At 43.4% G+C, this 17,682-nt stretch carries 13 protein-coding genes; 8 read left to right on the forward strand and 5 right to left on the reverse strand.

What is annotated here, in order from left to right; genetic code table 11:
- Positions 1–29: 29 nt before the first annotated feature.
- Positions 30–3,371: a miniconductance mechanosensitive channel MscM gene (gene mscM, locus LDO73_RS16735; protein WP_224059483.1), complete on the forward strand. Its 3,342-nt coding sequence runs from the start codon at positions 30–32 to the stop codon at positions 3,369–3,371.
- A gap of 51 nt (positions 3,372–3,422) precedes the next feature.
- A complete protein-coding gene (locus LDO73_RS16740) occupies positions 3,423–3,752 on the forward strand; it encodes a hypothetical protein (protein ID WP_224059484.1) in 330 nt (109 codons plus the stop codon).
- A 16-nt stretch (positions 3,753–3,768) separates the two neighbouring features.
- Here LDO73_RS16740 and LDO73_RS16745 read toward each other — a convergent pair whose 3' ends face one another.
- From LDO73_RS16745 to pldA, 5 genes are all read right to left on the reverse strand, one after another.
- Positions 3,769–4,566: a tetratricopeptide repeat protein gene (locus tag LDO73_RS16745; RefSeq protein ID WP_224059485.1), complete on the reverse strand. Its 798-nt coding sequence runs from the start codon at positions 4,564–4,566 to the stop codon at positions 3,769–3,771.
- A 261-nt stretch (positions 4,567–4,827) separates the two neighbouring features.
- Positions 4,828–5,640, reverse strand: a complete 813-nt coding sequence (gene yigL, locus LDO73_RS16750; RefSeq protein ID WP_108478802.1) for a sugar/pyridoxal phosphate phosphatase YigL — start codon at positions 5,638–5,640, stop codon at positions 4,828–4,830.
- A gap of 19 nt (positions 5,641–5,659) precedes the next feature.
- A complete protein-coding gene (pldB, locus tag LDO73_RS16755; RefSeq protein ID WP_224059486.1) occupies positions 5,660–6,655 on the reverse strand; it encodes a lysophospholipase L2 in 996 nt (331 codons plus the stop codon).
- 9 nt (positions 6,656–6,664) lie between these two features.
- On the reverse strand, positions 6,665–8,491 hold the full coding sequence (gene recQ, locus LDO73_RS16760; protein ID WP_224059487.1) for an ATP-dependent DNA helicase RecQ: 1,827 nt from the start codon (positions 8,489–8,491) through the stop codon (positions 6,665–6,667).
- A 92-nt stretch (positions 8,492–8,583) separates the two neighbouring features.
- On the reverse strand, positions 8,584–9,477 hold the full coding sequence (gene pldA, locus LDO73_RS16765) for a phospholipase A (protein WP_224059488.1): 894 nt from the start codon (positions 9,475–9,477) through the stop codon (positions 8,584–8,586).
- Between the two features lie 150 nt (positions 9,478–9,627).
- Between pldA and LDO73_RS16770 the strand changes: the two genes are divergently transcribed.
- From LDO73_RS16770 to prfH, 6 genes are all read left to right on the forward strand, one after another.
- Positions 9,628–10,098, forward strand: coding sequence for a thioesterase family protein (locus LDO73_RS16770; protein ID WP_224059489.1), 471 nt, complete (start codon positions 9,628–9,630; stop codon positions 10,096–10,098).
- Between the two features lie 183 nt (positions 10,099–10,281).
- Complete coding sequence (gene rarD, locus LDO73_RS16775; protein WP_224059490.1) at positions 10,282–11,175, forward strand: EamA family transporter RarD; 894 nt, start codon at positions 10,282–10,284, stop codon at positions 11,173–11,175.
- A 684-nt stretch (positions 11,176–11,859) separates the two neighbouring features.
- Positions 11,860–13,233, forward strand: coding sequence for an APC family permease (locus tag LDO73_RS16780; RefSeq protein ID WP_224059491.1), 1,374 nt, complete (start codon positions 11,860–11,862; stop codon positions 13,231–13,233).
- 95 nt (positions 13,234–13,328) lie between these two features.
- Complete coding sequence (locus LDO73_RS16785; RefSeq protein ID WP_224059492.1) at positions 13,329–15,050, forward strand: amidohydrolase; 1,722 nt, start codon at positions 13,329–13,331, stop codon at positions 15,048–15,050.
- An 881-nt stretch (positions 15,051–15,931) separates the two neighbouring features.
- Positions 15,932–17,065 carry an RNA ligase RtcB family protein gene (locus tag LDO73_RS16790; protein WP_224059493.1) on the forward strand — a complete coding sequence of 378 codons (1,134 nt, stop codon included), beginning with the start codon at positions 15,932–15,934 and terminating at the stop codon, positions 17,063–17,065.
- Positions 17,065–17,676, forward strand: coding sequence for a peptide chain release factor H (gene prfH, locus LDO73_RS16795; protein WP_224059494.1), 612 nt, complete (start codon positions 17,065–17,067; stop codon positions 17,674–17,676). Before LDO73_RS16790 ends, prfH begins: the two co-directional genes overlap by 1 nt.
- The last annotated feature ends 6 nt before the right edge of the window (positions 17,677–17,682 follow it).

The following is a 17,682-nucleotide window of genomic DNA, read 5'->3' on the forward strand; positions in this document are numbered from 1 at the left end:
TTATTCTATCTCTGAAGGAGCTCCTCACTGTGCGTTTGATTATCAGTTTTTTACTCAGCCTGTTAATCGTTTTTTCATCCCAAGCGGCACCGACCTCTGCGCAAGATGAAGCACAGATTACACAGGAGCTCAAACAGCTTGATCCAAGCAAAAACCCCAAAGATGCTGAGATTGCTCAAGCATTGCAAGGGGCATTAAGCTGGATTAATGAAGCTCGTGATTCAGACAATAAGGCAAAGTCTTACCAAGATGCTATTGATAATTTCCCTAAAATTATCAAAACAATCCGCCAAAACGTGCTCAATGAGACCGATACACCGCCCCCAATTCCTACTAGCATTAGCTTAAGTGAATTAGAGCAACGTATTACCCAACTTAGTAGCCAGCTACTTGATCAAGGGCGATTGATGCAGCAAGAACAAGATAAAGGGCGCGAAATCAGCGAATCCCTGAATCTCTTGCCACAGCAGCTGTCTGAAGCACGACGCCAGTTAACTGACGCCTCAACACGACTTCAATCGCTCAATACGCCATCAACGCCATTGGCTGAAGCCCAATTTACCTTAGCTCAAGCCGAAGTAAGCGCTCGCAAATCGATTGTGAACGAGCTAGAAATGGCGCAGTTATCAGCCAATAACCGCCAAGAAATTTCTCGAATGGCACTGGAGCTTGAGAAAAAGCGTTATCAGCGCCTAGAGCTTGAACTTCAGCAACTCCGGGATTTTCAAAATACCCAACGCCAACAAAAAGCAATATTAGCGTTAGAACATACTGAAATGTTGGCGGAACAGGGGGAATTGACCCCGTTCTTAAAAGAGCAGCTTGATATCAACCGCAAAATGTCCCAAGAGTTGACCGAGCAAGCTCAACGCATGAGTGCAATCACCACCAACCAAGCCGAAATCTCCACCAGCATTCGAAATGCACGACAAGCGCTATCGACTATCCGTGAACAAGCCCAGTGGATCAGTAGTTCAAGTACATTAGGGGAGGCGCTTCGAACACAGCTTTCTCGCCTTCCTGATATCCCTAAAAGCCAGCAACTTGACCGTGAAATGGCAGATTTACGTGTTCAGCGATTAAATTATGAAGATATGCTTGAGCGCTTATCCAAGCTCGATGTATCGGTACAAGAAAGCGCCAATGATTTGAATCCTGCGCAGTCGCAGGTTTATCAATCACTGATGAAGACCCGCAAAGAACTATTAACCTCGCTCATTTCGGGCTTTGATGGTGAAATGTTAGAGCTGACCAAGCTCAATGTTGCAACGGGGCAATTAACTGATGCGCTAAAAGAGGTGAAAGACGCCTCAAACCGTTATCTGTTCTGGGTCGCTGATGTCCCGCCGATTAGCATTAATTATCCAGTACTTGTGGTCACTGACATGACCCAATTACTTTCACTGGATACCCTCTCCCAACTAGCGGGTGCGCTGCAAGTGATGGTCACTAGCCAAGACTCGTTCTTATACCTGCTAGGTTCCATTATCTTAGTGATTTTCAGTGTCAGCACGCGCCGCCATTATCAAGCGTTCTTAGACCGTTCAAGCCTGCGTATTGGTAAAGTTACACAAGACCGTTTCTATTTAACCATCCGTACTATTTTCTGGTCGATTATTGTCGCGCTTCCCCTTCCTATGATGTGGTCTGCCATTGGTTATGGCTTACAAAGTGCATGGCAATATCCGATGGCAGCAGCCATTGGCTACGGCGTTAGCGCAACGACCCCGCTGCTCTGGCTATTTATGATCAGCGAAACATTCTCACGACCAACCGGGCTGTTCATTGCCCACTTTGGTTGGGATAAAGACGCGGTAAAACGCGCAATGCGCCATTACCGATTAGCCATTTTTGTGATTGTGCCGTTAGTAATGGCAATCATCACTTTTGAGCATTACAGTGAAAGAGAGTTCTCCGCGACCTTAGGACGCCTCTGCTTCTTAGTGCTGTGCGTCGCATTAAGCTTAATTACCAATAACTTACGCCGTTCTAAAATCCCATTGTATTTGGACAGGCACGGCTCTGGAGACAACTTAGTTAACACCGCATTATGGTGGCTAATTTTCATTGCGCCGGTAATTTCAGCATTTTTCTCGGTATTAGGTTATTTCTCAACGTCTCAAGCATTGTTGGCGCGACTCGAAACCTCCGTGGCGATTTGGTTTGTGATTTTAATTATTTATCACACTATCCAGCGCTGGATGTCGATGCAGCGCCGAAAACTCGCCTTCGAACGAGCAAAACAGCGCCGTGCGGAAATCTTAGCCCAGCGCGCTAAAGGGGAAGAAGATTCTCAATTACCCAATGCCAGCGGCGAAGGGAATATTGATATCGAAGAGCAGGTTCTTGACCTCGATACTATCAGTACCCAATCAGTTGGATTGGTGCGCTCCATTCTGACGATGATAGCGCTGGTCTCGTTAATTTGGCTGTGGTCTGAATTGCATACCGCGTTTTCATTCCTTGAAAATATTCGCTTGTGGGATGTGACCTCATCCATCAATGGTGTGGAAACCGTTCAAGCCATCACAATGGGGTCGATTTTCATCGCTATTTTGGTGATTATCGTTACCGCACAGCTCGTCAGAAACTTGCCTGCGCTATTAGAACTGGCAGTCCTTCAACATCTCGATTTAACACCGGGTACCGGTTATGCCATCAGTACCTTGACTAAGTACGGTATCACCATCATTGGAACCATTGTCGGTTTCTCAATGCTGGGGATCGACTGGTCAAAACTGCAGTGGCTTGTCGCTGCAATGGGGGTCGGTCTAGGGTTTGGTTTACAAGAAATTTTCGCCAATATTATCTCTGGCTTGATGATCCTGTTTGAAAAACCGATCCGTATTGGCGATACCGTTACTATCCGTAACTTAACGGGTAGCATCACCAAGATTAATACCCGCGCCACCACATTAACGGACTGGGACAGAAAAGAGATTATTGTGCCCAACAAGGCATTTATTACTGAACAGTTTATTAACTGGTCTCTTACCGACACTATTACCCGTATCGTGATGACAATCCCGGCCCCAGCGGATGCCAATAGCGAAAAAGTGACAGAGATTATCCTACGTGCAGCAAAACGCTCGTCCATGATCTTGGATAACCCTAATCCTGAAGTTTATCTCGTGGATTTACAGCAAGGGATCCAAATTTTCGAGCTGCGGGTATATGCAGGTGAAATGGGACACCGTTTACCGGCTCGCCACGAAATCCATCAACATATTTTGGAAGCCTTTGCAGAACAAGGAATTACATTGCCATTCCCACCGTTCCAAGCCCGTGTAGATGTGCGCAGTAATTCGATACAAAGCGCCACAAATAACCTCTCTGGTCGCAATCCACCACGCGGTACTGGTGAGCTATAAGTTTATCGAGGGAGTAAGCTCCCTCGCTCTTCATGGTAAAAAGGCTAAATCATGACCCAAGCAGTAGAAATCCACGACGAATCCATCAAATTAAAAATTGCACAGTATGAACGTGTAGGTTCCATTCTGTTTTTTCTAATCCCGTTGGTGATTTTGCTGATTGTCGGAAAGGATTTTGCCTTTAACACGCTCTATCTGTGGCAAGGATTCAGCCTGCTGTATTTAGTGATTTACCGTTTGAAAGCTCGTCAATTATCGACAAAAGCACGGCAACTGAGTGTACGCCGAGGATGGGGATATAATCGGTTTTACCGCTTTTGCTGGGTATATTTGATTCTGTCTGTGATTGGATTAACGGGATACCTGCTGATATCCCGTTAAATTAATATTGGACGAATTAGCTTTCTTCGCTATTGCCGTAGGTTTTAATGTAGTTATCAGCCAGTTTTTGCGCTTGTTTCAGCTCTTCTGCGTTCAACTGCTCTGCGATTTTTTTCTGTAAACGTTGGCTCTCTTTATTGCCACTATAAACCGCGGTAGACAGCCATGCATACGCTTGCTGTAGGTTCTTTTTCACCCCTTTCCCTTCAGAGTACATCACCCCTAAACGGTCTTGGGAATTTGCATCACGCTGTTTTGCGGCTTTTCTGAACCAAAACACGGCTTTTTCATTATCTAATGTGACGCCACTGCCAATCGTGTACATTTGCCCGATTTTGAATTGTGCGATCACATTGCCGCCTTGCGCTGCCTTTCTAAACCAGTATGCGGCTTTTTCCAGATCTTGTTTGACCCCTAAGCCTTGTGCATACATGGTGGCCATGTTGGTTTCTGCGCGAGTATCACCATTTTTAGCGGCTTCTTCATACCACAGCATCGCTTTATCATAATCTCGGCGAACACCAAACCCATTGACATACATTGTGCCAAGACGAAATTGGGCATCTGAATTACCATGATCTCCCGCTTTGATAAACCATTCAGCGGCTATTTTGGAGTCTTGAGAAACCCCCTGACCTTTAAAATAACGTTCACCTAACAGGAACTGAGACGCGGGATCACCTTTTTCAGCTAACTGCGTAATTTGCTCTATCGTCGTCTGTTCACTGGCGGTTGTTGGTTTCGCCGGTGTAGCCAGTAATAATGAACTGTAACAAACAGATCCTAACAACAGCGCTAACGCAATTCTTTTCATCCTAAGTAACCCTCAACAGTGCAGTATGGCAACTGGCAACACAGTAATACCCGTTATTATCGGCTGATCTGGCAGATTATACAGCCTAAACTCGCTTTTCATTTGTAGTAGTTTAAATTTACTCGTCAGAAGACAAAATAGGATAAACGCCTTAATTTAGAGAAATAGCACTTTTCGTTGTCATTCATAACAAAAGCAAATAAAAAGCCAGATAGTTTTTTATTCTATCTGGCTTTCTGTTTATACACATAGAAAAAATGGTTATTTGTTGTCTAAATATTTACTTCTCAAATAACGAGCAACCGCATCATCCTGGTTAGACCCGATAACTTCCATTTGAGGTAAAGCATCTTTCAGCAGCTGATGAGCATTCTGCATAATGCAGCCCTTGCCCGCTAACTTCAGCATCTCTTTGTCATTCATGCCATCACCAAACGCGATGCAATCATGGGTTCCATAGCCATGCAATGCCGTGACTTGTTTCAATGCTTCACCTTTAGAAACGGAACCTGCCATCACTTCAAGGCAGCTGTGTAAGGAGAAAGTAACATGAACCTTGTCCTGCCAACGACGTTGAATACGCTGTTGCAGATCGACCAATAAATCATGATCTTCACTGGTGTAATACACTTTGCAGACTTCCGAAGTTGGAAAATCGCGGTGGTCAAACAGCTGGTAATTAAACACAGACTCTTTGAAAAACTCTTTCTGCTCAGGGCTTTCACGGTTAATAAACCAATCATCACCATGGTAGTAATTGGTGAGAATTTCAGGGTGATCAAACTCCATTAAGCACAGTTCTTTCGCTATCTGCGAGTCAACGTTGTTCGCAAAAATGAGGTCGCCATTGGTATTATGAATACGCGCCCCATTCGAGGTGATCATATAAGCATCAATACCCAGACCATCGCGGATCTGTGCAACATCAATATGATGGCGTCCCGTCGCGAACACAAACCGTACTTCTTCGGTCGCCACAAGCTGCTTAAGTGTGTCTTTGGTATACAGGGTTAAATCATGATTGGGAGATAAAAGTGTTCCGTCCAAATCGGAAGCAACAACCGGATATTTCATACAAGATCCCTAATTATGGCTAATGCTGCTCAAAAAAATCACAAATTGCATTGAGGGCCATGGCTCTCAATGCATCTATTTCAAACAGGATTTCGTGGTGGGCCCCTTCAATAATGAGGGGTAATTTTTCTTCTCGTCCTGTTTGCGCTTTTTGCCGACTTTGACAAAAAGCTTGTAGCTCTCGATTGCTGACTACCTTCTCTTCGCTCGCTTCAAGTAGCATCAGAGGGGTTTCAATCTCTCCCGCTTTCGCAACCAGCTCTTTGCCAATCGCAAAACTTTCTCGTAACCAGTGGTAAGTTGGACCACCGAGACGTAATTCAGGATAATCCGCATAGTAGCGTAAATAGCGTCGGTAACGCTCTTGGCTATGGGTTAACACATTGATTAAATAAGGTAATGGCTGCCATTTCCCCGTAGAAACCGCATAATCATTTCGCACACTGCGGCGCGGTTCTGCGCGCTCAACAATAAAGCTCGCGAGCCAGTGAGGCATCGGTAAATTTACCCCAATCATGGGAGCGCACAATGCGGCAGCGTCAAATGTCACGCTATCTCGGAGTAAATACCCAGCGAGGATCGCGCCCCCCATCGAATGAGCCAGCCCATAGCATTTAGGATAGTGACGATCTCTCACTTCTAAATCAATGAATTTTTCAAAATCATCAATGTAATCTGTGAATTTTTCAACGTGCCCCTTTTGGGGATCCGCCAGCATACGGCCAGATCGCCCTTGCCCACGATGATCAATAATAAAAACATCGAACCCTAAATGATAAAAATCGTAGGCTACTTCAGGATATTTAACGTAACTTTCACTGCGACCCGGTGAGATAACCACGGCTTTATGGTGCTTTGCATGAATAAAACGCACATAGCGAATAGGAACGTCATCAACACCTAAAAACTCAGCTTCTTCACGTAGTTGCCAAAAATCTAAAAGCGGACCGTTGGTAAAGGCCGAAAACTCAGTTTCTCGATTTAACCAACTGGCTTTTAGACTATCTGGCGACATGGGGTTTCCTCATTCATAACCTTCTAGATGGTCTTGGATAAGTGTCATAAATGCCTCACCAAAACGCTCTAATTTTTTCTCACCAACCCCATTAATCAGTAATAATTCAACGGGTTTGGTCGGGCAATGTTCGGCCATTTCAATCAACGTTGCATCGTTGAAAACCACAAAAGGCGGGATATTTTCTTCATCCGCAATGGATTTACGTAGTTTACGCAATTTGGCAAACAGCTTCTTATCATAGTTGCCATGATAAATTTTGTTTTGTTGATTCCGGCTTTTAGTGACTAAAACGCGTGGAACCGCTAACTGTAATGGCATTTCACCACGCAGTATGGGTCTGGCTGCTTCCGTCAATTGTAATGCGGAGAAATGCGCGATATTTTGCGTGATCATACCTAAATGAATTAATTGGCGTAAAACGCTCACCCAATGTTCATTAGTTTGCTCTTTACCAATACCATAAACAGGCAGTTTATCGTGTCCTAAATCGCGGATCCTCTGATTGTTAGCGCCTCGTAGCACCTCAACAATGTAACCAATACCAAACCGCTGCCCAACGCGATAAATACAGGAAAGTGCTTTTTGCGCATCCACCAGCCCATCATAACGTTTTGGTGGATCAAGGCAGATATCACAGTTACCGCAAGGTTTTTGGCGGTTTTCACCAAAATAGTTAAGTAAAACAAGGCGGCGACAAGTTTGCGCTTCCGCAAAGGCGGCAATCGCATTCAGCTTATGTCGTTCAATATCCTGCTGCATTCCCGCTGGTTTTTCTTCTAAGCATCGACGGAGCCACGCCATATCAGCAGGATCGTAGAATAGAATAGCTTCGGCTTCGACACCATCACGCCCTGCTCGTCCCGTTTCTTGGTAATAAGCTTCAATGTTGCGAGGAATATCAAAGTGCGCCACAAAGCGGACATTGGACTTGTTAATCCCCATTCCAAATGCCACGGTGGCAACCACAATTTGCAGATTATCTTTCTGGAATGCATCTTGCACCCAGTCACGTTGGGCGCTCTCCAAACCTGCGTGGTAAGCCGCGACACTCAAGCCACGTTTTTGCAATCTTTCCGCGGTTTCTTCAACTTTACTACGGCTATTACAGTAAACAATTCCTGACTTACCTTTCTGAGCCTTAATAAAAAACCATAATTGATCTAATGGTTTATACTTCTCGACTAAGGTATAGCGGATGTTCGGGCGATCAAAGCTACTCACATGAACTAATGGATCATTAAGCTCGAGTAAGCGAATAATATCAGCGCGCGTGGTTTCATCTGCCGTGGCAGTCAGCGCCATCACCGGCACATTCGGTAAAGAATGGCGTAATTGACCTAATAAACGATATTCAGGACGGAAATCGTGGCCCCATTGGGAAATACAGTGTGCTTCATCTACCGCCAGTAAGGTGATATCCCAGCTGCCAATTTGCTGAATAAAATAGTCGGTCAATAAACGCTCTGGTGCCACATACAGAAGTTTGATTTTCCCCTGAGCGCATAATTCCATGATTTGGCGCTGTTCTAGAGGGGTTTGTGAGGAATTCAAACAAGCCGCTTCAACGCCGTGTAACTTGAGTTGATCGACTTGATCCTTCATTAAAGAGATTAAAGGTGATACCACCAGCGTAATGCCTTGTTTGACCAACGCAGGTACTTGGTAGCAGAGCGATTTCCCTCCCCCCGTTGGCATCAAGACTAAGCAATCACGACCATCAAGAATCCCGCCAATAACAGCGTCTTGCCCCGGACGAAAGGATTGGTAACCAAACGTGCTATTGAGCACATTTTCAGCCAGTGAAAGTTGATTGATAACGCAAGCGGTAGACACGGATTTCCTCTAGAGGTTGAAACAAATAGCTGCCCGAAAAGAGCAGCTATTAGCAAGATATTACCCTGAAATGACTGGGATGTCTGCCCAGATCACATGATATCGTTAAGCATCACACCGATACCAAAACGTGTTTGGCGATAGTCATAGTCTATCATCGACTCACCATAACCACTAAACAGTTGGGTATATAAACGCACATGTTTCGTCATTGGATAGCTCCAGCCCAGCTCCGCATTGCCATAGCCAGAGTTCCAGTTATAGTGACCAGCTGCTGAAATAACGCTATCCCCAAGCGCATACCCCACTTTTACGCGGTAATAGCCGAGATATTTATTAATGTCTGGGTTGTCATCGCTGCTTTCGCTTTCAGGAATGCGATACCACGGTTTTAACTCAACTTGCCAGTTATCATTCTGCGCCATGGCTCGGGCATAAATACGGTTCCAACTGCGAGATGTTGGATCGGAGCGACCGTTTGATTCATGGTTAAAGCCCGTTTCGAATTCGCGTAACGTCCAGCCCGCAAATTGGTTATCTAGTGCCCAACCAACAAAAATCTGTGGTTCATAGTTGGTTTCACGAAATGGCGAAGATTCTTTCTTATTACTAAGTTGCCACCAAGAACGCTGTGTATAAGATGCCGCGAGAACCGAGTTTTCCCCCGCAATACCACGCCAAATAGGAAACGCCAAGCTCAATTGGAATTTCACTTCATCTTTCAGTGCATCATTACCCCAATCATAACTCTCGATGGCCTTCTTATTTATTGAAGACGTATAGGTATAAATGATGTAATTGGGTTCATAAGGATACAAAACGAATGGGTTATCATAATTTTGCAGTAACCCCGAAATAATACTTCCGCGAACGGGTGTATGATTTTCAGTATCCTGCTGTGCCGGTTCGTTGGTATTGTCAGATGCAAAAAGTGAAACAGACCAGAAACAGAGCACAGAACTCAACAACATTTGTAAAGCGCGCATTTGCCATTCCTATTTCAACTGCGGTGAAAAAATTTGTCTCATTTTACACCGAAAAATGGTCAACCGTTGAAAGATTATTCATTTGTTTTCTAGATATTAGCACATACATAATGTTAACTTATCATTAACATCACAGACAAGGATCCTAAAATGAATGACCGCATCTATACCTTCGAAGAAGCTAGCAAATTTATGAGCGATGCATTTATCTATAGAATGCCTTTTAATCAATTACTTGGAATTGAGCTACTACAAATGACCGATGATTTAGTCCAGCTATCCGTGGAAAATCGTTCAGAGCTTATTGGTAATTTCACCCAAAATATTCTCCATGGCGGTGTAATTGCATCCTTATTAGATGTGGCCGGTGGCATGGTGTGTATCAACCGGATCCTTCAACGTATTGAACCTCTCATTCACCAAGACATTGCCGACAAGATGTCCAAAATGGGTACGATTGATTTACGCGTTGACTATTTGCGCCCTGGACGTGGAGAGGTTTTTATCGCGAGCGCCAGCTTACTACGCGATGGTAATAAAATCGCCGTTACCCGCAGTGAATTACATAATGAGAAAAATCAGCATATTGCCACAGCCACTGCGACTTATTTGATTGGATAAAAAACTGATTGAATGAAACCATATCAGCGAATGAAACAGACTGGTAAATAATTAATAACCTCATTAACTAATAGCTTGTAAAAAAACCTGAGCAATGTCACATTAATGGCATCACAAATCGAGCCACTTACATTCCTGGTTTCGATCTCTCAGTTTTACTTTATATCAATTTCAGAGCTATTCATGAGCCAACAAAATACTACCAAAGGCGTACTATGTGCCTTAGGCGCTTATTTTATTTGGGGTGTCGCTCCCATTTATTTTAAATCCATTAAAGAAGTGCCAGCCGAAGAAATTTTGACTCACCGTATTATTTGGTCATTCTTCTTTATGCTGTTATTACTGACCATCACACGCCATTGGAAGTATTTCCGCCAAACCTTAAAACAGCCTAAAAAGATCTTAATTTTAGGTGTAACGGCCATAACAATTGCGTCTAACTGGCTGATTTATATCTGGGCGGTGAATAATGGGCATATGCTGCAAGCCAGCTTAGGGTATTTTATCAACCCTCTGGTTAACGTATTGTTTGGCATGATATTTTTACATGAACGCTTCCGTCGAATGCAATGGGTTGCAGTCGGGTTAGCACTCACCGGCGTATTAATTCAACTCTGGCAATTTGGCTCCGTGCCAGTCATTGGATTAAGCCTTGCCGTGACGTTTGCCACCTACGGTTTATTACGTAAAAAATTGGGTGTCGATGCGCAAACAGGTATGACATTTGAAACCTTATGGTTGCTACCTGTCGGCGTTATCTTCCTACTATTCTTTGCAGATAGCCCGACAAGTGACATGACAATGAACAGCTGGAATTTAAACATTCTCCTGATTGCTGCAGGGATTATTACTACAGTGCCGTTGTTACTGTTTACTGAAGCCGCCAACCATTTAAGACTGTCAACATTAGGGTTCTTCCAGTATTTAGGCCCAAGCATTATGTTCTTACTTGCCGTATTTGTGTATGGTGAAGTGATGACTCAAGAATTGTTAATTACATTTGGTTTTATCTGGGTTGCATTAATTTTATTTACTTTAGATGCTTTATATACACAGCAGAAACTCAGAAGAAAATAGAATTTAGTTTTCCATATTATGGGCATTCGTGCCCATAATATCTGACTTAAATTAGTATTAACCCACTTATTATATTATCCATTTAATACATGTTTCATTTAATGGAACTAGAAAGGTTAAATTATTTAATATAACCAGCTTATTTTTATTAAAAATAATTTACCTTTTGGGTATTTTTATTTTGTTTTAGTTGATTTCAAAATTAAACACTTTCTTGTTTTATTTCAATGGATTATAAAAATTTTTATTCCTTGATTTTATCGGAAATTTGATTCATATTTAACTTACGTTAAATTTCATCTTATTAATACACCTTTCAAACATCAACCCATTGAAATAAAACAGTATATTTATTTGTTGAAATAAATGATTGCTTAATAGGAACTTGATAATTATATTGTACGCCGCTTGTATTCACCCCAGCGGATGGTAATGGTCCGATTCATTACTGACGTTTCATTAAAGTGCGCACGATGACAGTGATTTATATTCTGTCCTGGTGCGAGGTTTTCTGAAATTGAATACAAGGCGTCTATCCACATACCTAATTAAATGATTTATGTATGTAAAAAAATAAAACATGTAGTGCTATAGCTCAAGTTATATGGCTGCATTTTAGGTTCACTCGGCCTGTGTATTCAGAAAGAGTTAACGTTGTTAAGGGCTTTTGGGAAGGGCTTCAAAATGCAACAGAATACCGTTCAAATGAAACGTGTACTGACCACCCCTGCGTTAGTATTTTTCGGGCTGGCCTATATGGTGCCACTCGGAATTTTTACCACCTATGGACAAGTGACTGTATTAAGTGAAGGGCATCTGCCTATCGCTTATTTAATTACGCTCGCTGCTGTCTTCTTTACTGCCATGAGCTATTGCCGTATGACCAGTGCACTCCCGCTTTCTGGGTCTGCTTATTCGTATGTGCAAAAAACCTTTGGTGGCACTCTTGGATTTCTTGTTGGTTGGGCACAACTGCTGGATTATCTATTTCTTCCGATTATTAACTACATTGCGATTGGGATCTTTGTCCACGAAGCCTTCCCGAACATCCCAATGCCAGTGATAATCTGCTCAACCATCGCTGTTGTCAGCATCATGAACATTTTGGGTATCAAATTGGTATCTTGGATGAATATGCTGATTATTCTGATGCAATTTGTCTTCATCGCCATCTTCTTGTACATCTGCTTGCAAAACGCGATGGTACTTGATGTTGAAGCACTGATGGCACCACTCACCGTGATGTCATCTCAAGTGTCGGGGCTGTTTGCTGGTGCTGCAGTACTATGCTTAGCATTCTTGGGCTTTGATGCCATTTCAACTATGGCCGAAGAGACAAAAGACGCTCGCCGTGCTTTACCGAAAGCGATTTTATATACCGTATTTATTGCGGGAGCCTTATTTATTGCCATCTCTTACAGCGCACATTTAATGTACCCAGTATGGCAAGATTTTCTCCCTAACACAGATGTCGCAAGTATCGCAGTAATGCAGCAAGTGGGCGATAAAATGAAGTGGATCGGAGCCTCTTTAATGGCATCGAGCTTTATTACCGCTTATGTTATCGGTGTCTTTGCCTCTGCAATGACCTCGCAAGCCAGTATCGTGCGTATTTTCTATGCAATGGGTCGTGAAGGTGTGTTACCTCGCTCTATCTTCGCGTATTTGCACCCGCGCCTGAATACACCGGTATATTCCATTATCTTTGTGGCAATAGCTTCATTGATGTCGCTGGTGTTATCACTCAGCATGGTTGCGTCGATGATTAGCTTTGGTGCACTGATAGCCTTTACCTTTGTGAACTTATCAGTCATCAAACATTTCTATATTGACCGTAAAGCCTCTTTGGATACGACCAAATTGCTGACTTGCCTGATCATGCCATCGATTGGGGTTGTTTTAACCTTATGGTTATGGACAAGCTTAGATGCAGAAGCTTTCACAGTCGGTTTATGCTGGCTAGCGGCAGGGGCAGGCTACCTCACGCTTCTGACTCATGGTTTTACTCGTCGTCCACCTGCTATCTCTGATGCCGAGACTGAGATGATTATCAATTAATCCTCCGGTACCTTTCGTTGATTATGGGGAAGCTTATCTTCCCCATTGTTTTTTGGTTTTGGCTCCGTAGGAGCCCCTGATACAGACGGTTTACGATGAATAATAAAATTGCTGATGTTATTTATTTCAACGGTTATATCTATACCGCAGACAGTCAAAATAGTGTTGTCGACGCTATTGCCTTGAAAGAAGGTTATATTCTTGCAACAGGGACTTCAGATGAATTACATCAATATGTTGGCCCAGAAACCGAGAGCATCGACCTTGAAGGCAGAATGATGATGCCAGGGATCATCGATGGACATATGCACCCGTTTTGGGGCGGCATTCAGCTGTTTGGCTGCCATCTTAATTACGAATCCCTCACTATCGACCAAATTTTACAGCGCGTGCAAGATCACCTCGATAAAGATCCTCGCACGGGCGAAAACGATTGGCTAAAAGTCACTGCCTGGTTACGCCAAGGCATGTTGCCAGCCGGTATTGACATGTACCGTGAAGATATGGACAAGCTCAATACTAAGCGCCCAGTCGTCCTGTTTTCTAATGACTGCCATACCTTATTAGCCAATAGCCGCGCCCTCGAATTATTCAGGATCACCAAAGAAACCCCTGAGCCATCCGATGGCAAAATTGGTAAATATAAAAATGGCGAACTCAACGGAATTTTAGAGGATGCGCCTGCCATGCGTGCCGCAGATAGCATTCCGTCTATCCGTGATGAGCAAGCAGTTGAAGTGGCTGAGTTAGTGCAAAAAGTGCTGAATCAGCAAGGCGTCACGATGGTGATGGATGCCCGCGTTTCTGAACAGCAATTAGAGGCGTTCCACCAACTTCAACAACGTGGCGAACTCACTTTACGCTTCCAAGCTGCACGAGAAATCACACCGGATAACACGCCAAATGTTGCCGCGGTCGCCGCTGCCGTCGATAACGCCGTAGCATTTGCTAAAAAATGGCATCAAGCTGATTGGACTCCAACACCGGGTATCGGTCTGCGTAATATCAAAATGTTCGTGGATGGCGTGTTGCAATATCCAACTATGACCGCCTCATTATTACAGCCATATCGTGTGAATAAAGGTACTGATTCAGCGCCAAATTGGGTCGAAACCAATAACTACGGCGACCTCTATTTCACGGCTGAAATTCTGGATGAGCTGCTCGAAAAAATCGCAGCAGCCGGTTACGATCCTCACTTGCATACCGTCGGTGAAGGTGCCGTCTCTATCGTGCTGGATGCCATTGAGAAAATGCGTGCGGCTCACCCAGAGAAAGATATCCGCCCAGGCCTTGCCCATAATGAACTGGTTGATGCCAAAGATTATGCCCGCTTTGCGCGCCTGAAAACCATTGCATGCTTATCATTCCAGTGGGCAGCACCAACGCCTGAACTGGCTGCTTTCGAGAAAAATATGCTGGGTGAAACCCGTTTCCAACAGCTCGAACCTATCGCTAAGTTTATTGATGCGGGTGCAGTCGTTGCCTTTGGTAGCGACTGGCCAATCGATGATTTTGACGAATGGTATGATTTGAAAGTCGCCGCAACTCGCCGTGGTCGTGATATTGATGGCCAGCCAGCCCCAAGACTGGATAACGACCGTGATATGACCGTGATCGAGGTTTTACGTTCAGCAACTATTGATTCTGCTTATGCTCAGCATCGTGAAGACGTTTTAGGATCGCTTGAGGCGGGTAAATTCGCAGATATGATCGTACTGGACCGCAATGTATTTACCATCCCTGCGGATGATATTGAAAATGTGAAAGTGCTGCGCACCATTGTGGGCGGAAAAACAGTTCATATCGCTTCGTAGTTTTTTTAATGCGTTAAAATAGTAAAAAGAGCCCCAATTATATTGGGGCTCTTTAGTTTGGGTGCTTAATATCCCAACCGGTAATAAGAAAGAAGAAAGAGTGGGGAATTAATTGTTATTAAACTGAATTAATTCAAATTAACTTCCCCACTCGATGATTAATTGATTTCGTAATCCAATTTCACCTGAACGACTGTATTATCATTATCAATATTCAAATAGCTTAATCTATCCTTTATTAAAAATGAGCAACCCAGTATTGTTACGCAAATAGAAACTACAGCTATCATTGCGTACTTTGTCATTTCTCCTTGACCTCTCTTTTATTAAGAGGCACACTCCCGATTGTGTGGTTGGGAGTGTAGCCTCGTTGGTGAATATCACTAACGGGGCTTTTTCTTTCCCAGACCAAAAATAAATGCTTGAACTGAGTAAGATCAAGCACCCAGCAAGAGAGTAGCAAAGTTAAAATAGCGAAAATATACCTGTTTACGCTTATCTTAATGAAATATTTTTATAATATTCAAATCTAGAATTAAATATAAATTTGAGTTTTTCATTATTATTTATCATGAAAACTATTAGTTTATAAAATAATTAATTACTCATTTATTAATCACTTTAGGATAAAGATTAATTTTACACTTTTTTTCTTTTCTCTCTTGCAAATGAAAAAAGTTCCCGTTAATATCCGCCGCGTTTTCATTCATTCAATTCACTGCGAGGAGGTTCATCATGACAACAATTAATCAAACTCTTTGCGGGCAGCCTCAGAAATAGTCTTAGACGTTATAAATCGTTTTAAACGTTAGTTCAGCTATCTTCTCAAAACTTGCCTGCTAATCACCTTATTTTTCACATTAAAAATGAGTTAATAGCTTATGGGCAATACCCTTCATTCTGTCGGTGAACACGTTAGTTATATCGCGACAGAATCTACATGGATTGAAAGTAAAGCAATCCAACAATTACAAACAACCGCTAATTTACCCAACATGGTTTCTGTGGTCGGCATGCCTGACTTACACCCAGGACGTGGCTATCCAATTGGCGCAGCATTTTTCTCGGTTAAACGCTTCTATCCGGCGTTAGTCGGTAATGATATTGGCTGTGGCATGAGCCTGTTCCAAACCGATATCAAGCGTGCCAAAGTTAACTTGGATAAGCTGGAAAAACAGCTATCTGAAATGACGGATCATGCGCCATTAGAGTGGTTAGATGAGCACGTTCCTGAATCCATGAAATCCCATGATTTTATGGCATCACTCAGCTCCATCGGTGGTGGTAACCATTTCGCGGAGTTTCAATCCGTCGATAAAATCATAAACCAAGAACTGTTTGAGCAAAGCGGCCTTGATAAACAAAAATTACTGTTGCTCGTGCACAGTGGCTCGCGTGGTTTGGGGCAATCTATTCTACGCCAGCATATTGAGCAACATAGCCATAATGGGCTGGATGAACAATCTGAAGAGGCGGAAACTTACCTCAACGCACACCAAGACGCCCTACAGTTCGCACAAATCAACCGCCAATTGATTGGGCTGCGCATGATGCAGCAAGTTAAAGCCTCTGGAGAGCAACGTTTCAGCCTCAACCATAATCTTGTTGAGCCATGCCGTATCAGCGGCATTGACGGCTGGTTACACCGTAAAGGAGCCACCCCCTCTGATAGAGGTTTTGTGGTTATCCCCGGCTCTCGCGGCGATTACAGCTATTTAGTCGCGCCGACTGCCAATGATTTGAGCTTAAATTCCCTTGCCCATGGCGCAGGGCGAAAATGGATGCGAACGGAATGCAAAGGTCGTTTATCACATAAATATACGCCATTGCAGCTATCCCGAACCACTTTAGGCAGCCGCGTTATTTGTGCAAACAAACAATTGATTTATGAAGAAGCGCCGCAATCCTATAAATCCATTGAGACCGTTATCGAAAGCATGGTAAACGTCGGCATCATTCAGGTTATTGCCCGTTTAGCGCCGGTGATCACTTATAAAACGAGCGGAGATTGTTAATGACATTATTACAATTTTCTTCAGCTCAAGGCCCTGATGAGTGCTGTATCGCCGTGGAAAAAGCGTTTTCCTGCTTTTTAAAAGAGGCGACTTTGTTAGATGTTCAGGTTGATGTGTTGGAATCTTTTCCCTCAAAACAGGGGCTAAAGTCAGTGCTAGTCTCCTTAGAGGGGAAACAGAGCGACCAATTGGTCAACGCATGGAGTGGAACCGTTCAATGGCAATGTCAAAGCCCACTGAGACCACGTCATAAACGTAAAAATTGGTTTATTAGCGTGATAGCATTTTCGCCTATCCACCCCTTAGAAGAGAGTGAAATCGAATATGAATTTACAAAATCTCAAGGGGCTGGTGGTCAGCATGTGAATAAAACCTGTTCCGCAGTACGTGCTAAACATATTGCAACGGGGATTAGTGTGAAAGTCCAATCAGAACGTAGCCAGCATGCGAATAAGAAGCTGGCAAAAGAGCTAATTCATTGGAAACTCAGTGAATTTCAATCTCAGCAACTGAGCACTCTAGATAAGCAGCGCCACCTTTCTCATTACCAAATTGAGCGAGGAAATGCCGCATTAGTTTTTGCTGGAAAAGAGTTTAAGCGGGTTAACTAAGTTATG

Origin of the sequence: Providencia alcalifaciens (assembly GCF_915403165.1) — a bacterium.
GTDB classification, from domain to species: Bacteria; Pseudomonadota; Gammaproteobacteria; order Enterobacterales; family Enterobacteriaceae; genus Providencia; species Providencia alcalifaciens_C.

Bases quoted from the DNA above. Each gene is read 5' to 3' on its own strand.
- LDO73_RS16740 (WP_224059484.1), top strand. From the start codon at position 3,423: ATGACCCAAGCAGTAGAAATCCACGACGAATCCATCAAATTAAAAATT.
- LDO73_RS16745 (WP_224059485.1), bottom strand. From the start codon at position 4,566: ATGAAAAGAATTGCGTTAGCGCTGTTGTTAGGATCTGTTTGTTACAGT.
- yigL (WP_108478802.1), bottom strand. From the start codon at position 5,640: ATGAAATATCCGGTTGTTGCTTCCGATTTGGACGGAACACTTTTATCT.
- pldB (WP_224059486.1), bottom strand. From the start codon at position 6,655: ATGTCGCCAGATAGTCTAAAAGCCAGTTGGTTAAATCGAGAAACTGAG.
- pldA (WP_224059488.1), bottom strand. From the start codon at position 9,477: ATGCGCGCTTTACAAATGTTGTTGAGTTCTGTGCTCTGTTTCTGGTCT.
- LDO73_RS16770 (WP_224059489.1), top strand. From the start codon at position 9,628: ATGAATGACCGCATCTATACCTTCGAAGAAGCTAGCAAATTTATGAGC.
- rarD (WP_224059490.1), top strand. From the start codon at position 10,282: ATGAGCCAACAAAATACTACCAAAGGCGTACTATGTGCCTTAGGCGCT.
- LDO73_RS16780 (WP_224059491.1), top strand. From the start codon at position 11,860: ATGCAACAGAATACCGTTCAAATGAAACGTGTACTGACCACCCCTGCG.
- LDO73_RS16785 (WP_224059492.1), top strand. From the start codon at position 13,329: ATGAATAATAAAATTGCTGATGTTATTTATTTCAACGGTTATATCTAT.
- LDO73_RS16790 (WP_224059493.1), top strand. From the start codon at position 15,932: ATGGGCAATACCCTTCATTCTGTCGGTGAACACGTTAGTTATATCGCG.
- prfH (WP_224059494.1), top strand. From the start codon at position 17,065: ATGACATTATTACAATTTTCTTCAGCTCAAGGCCCTGATGAGTGCTGT.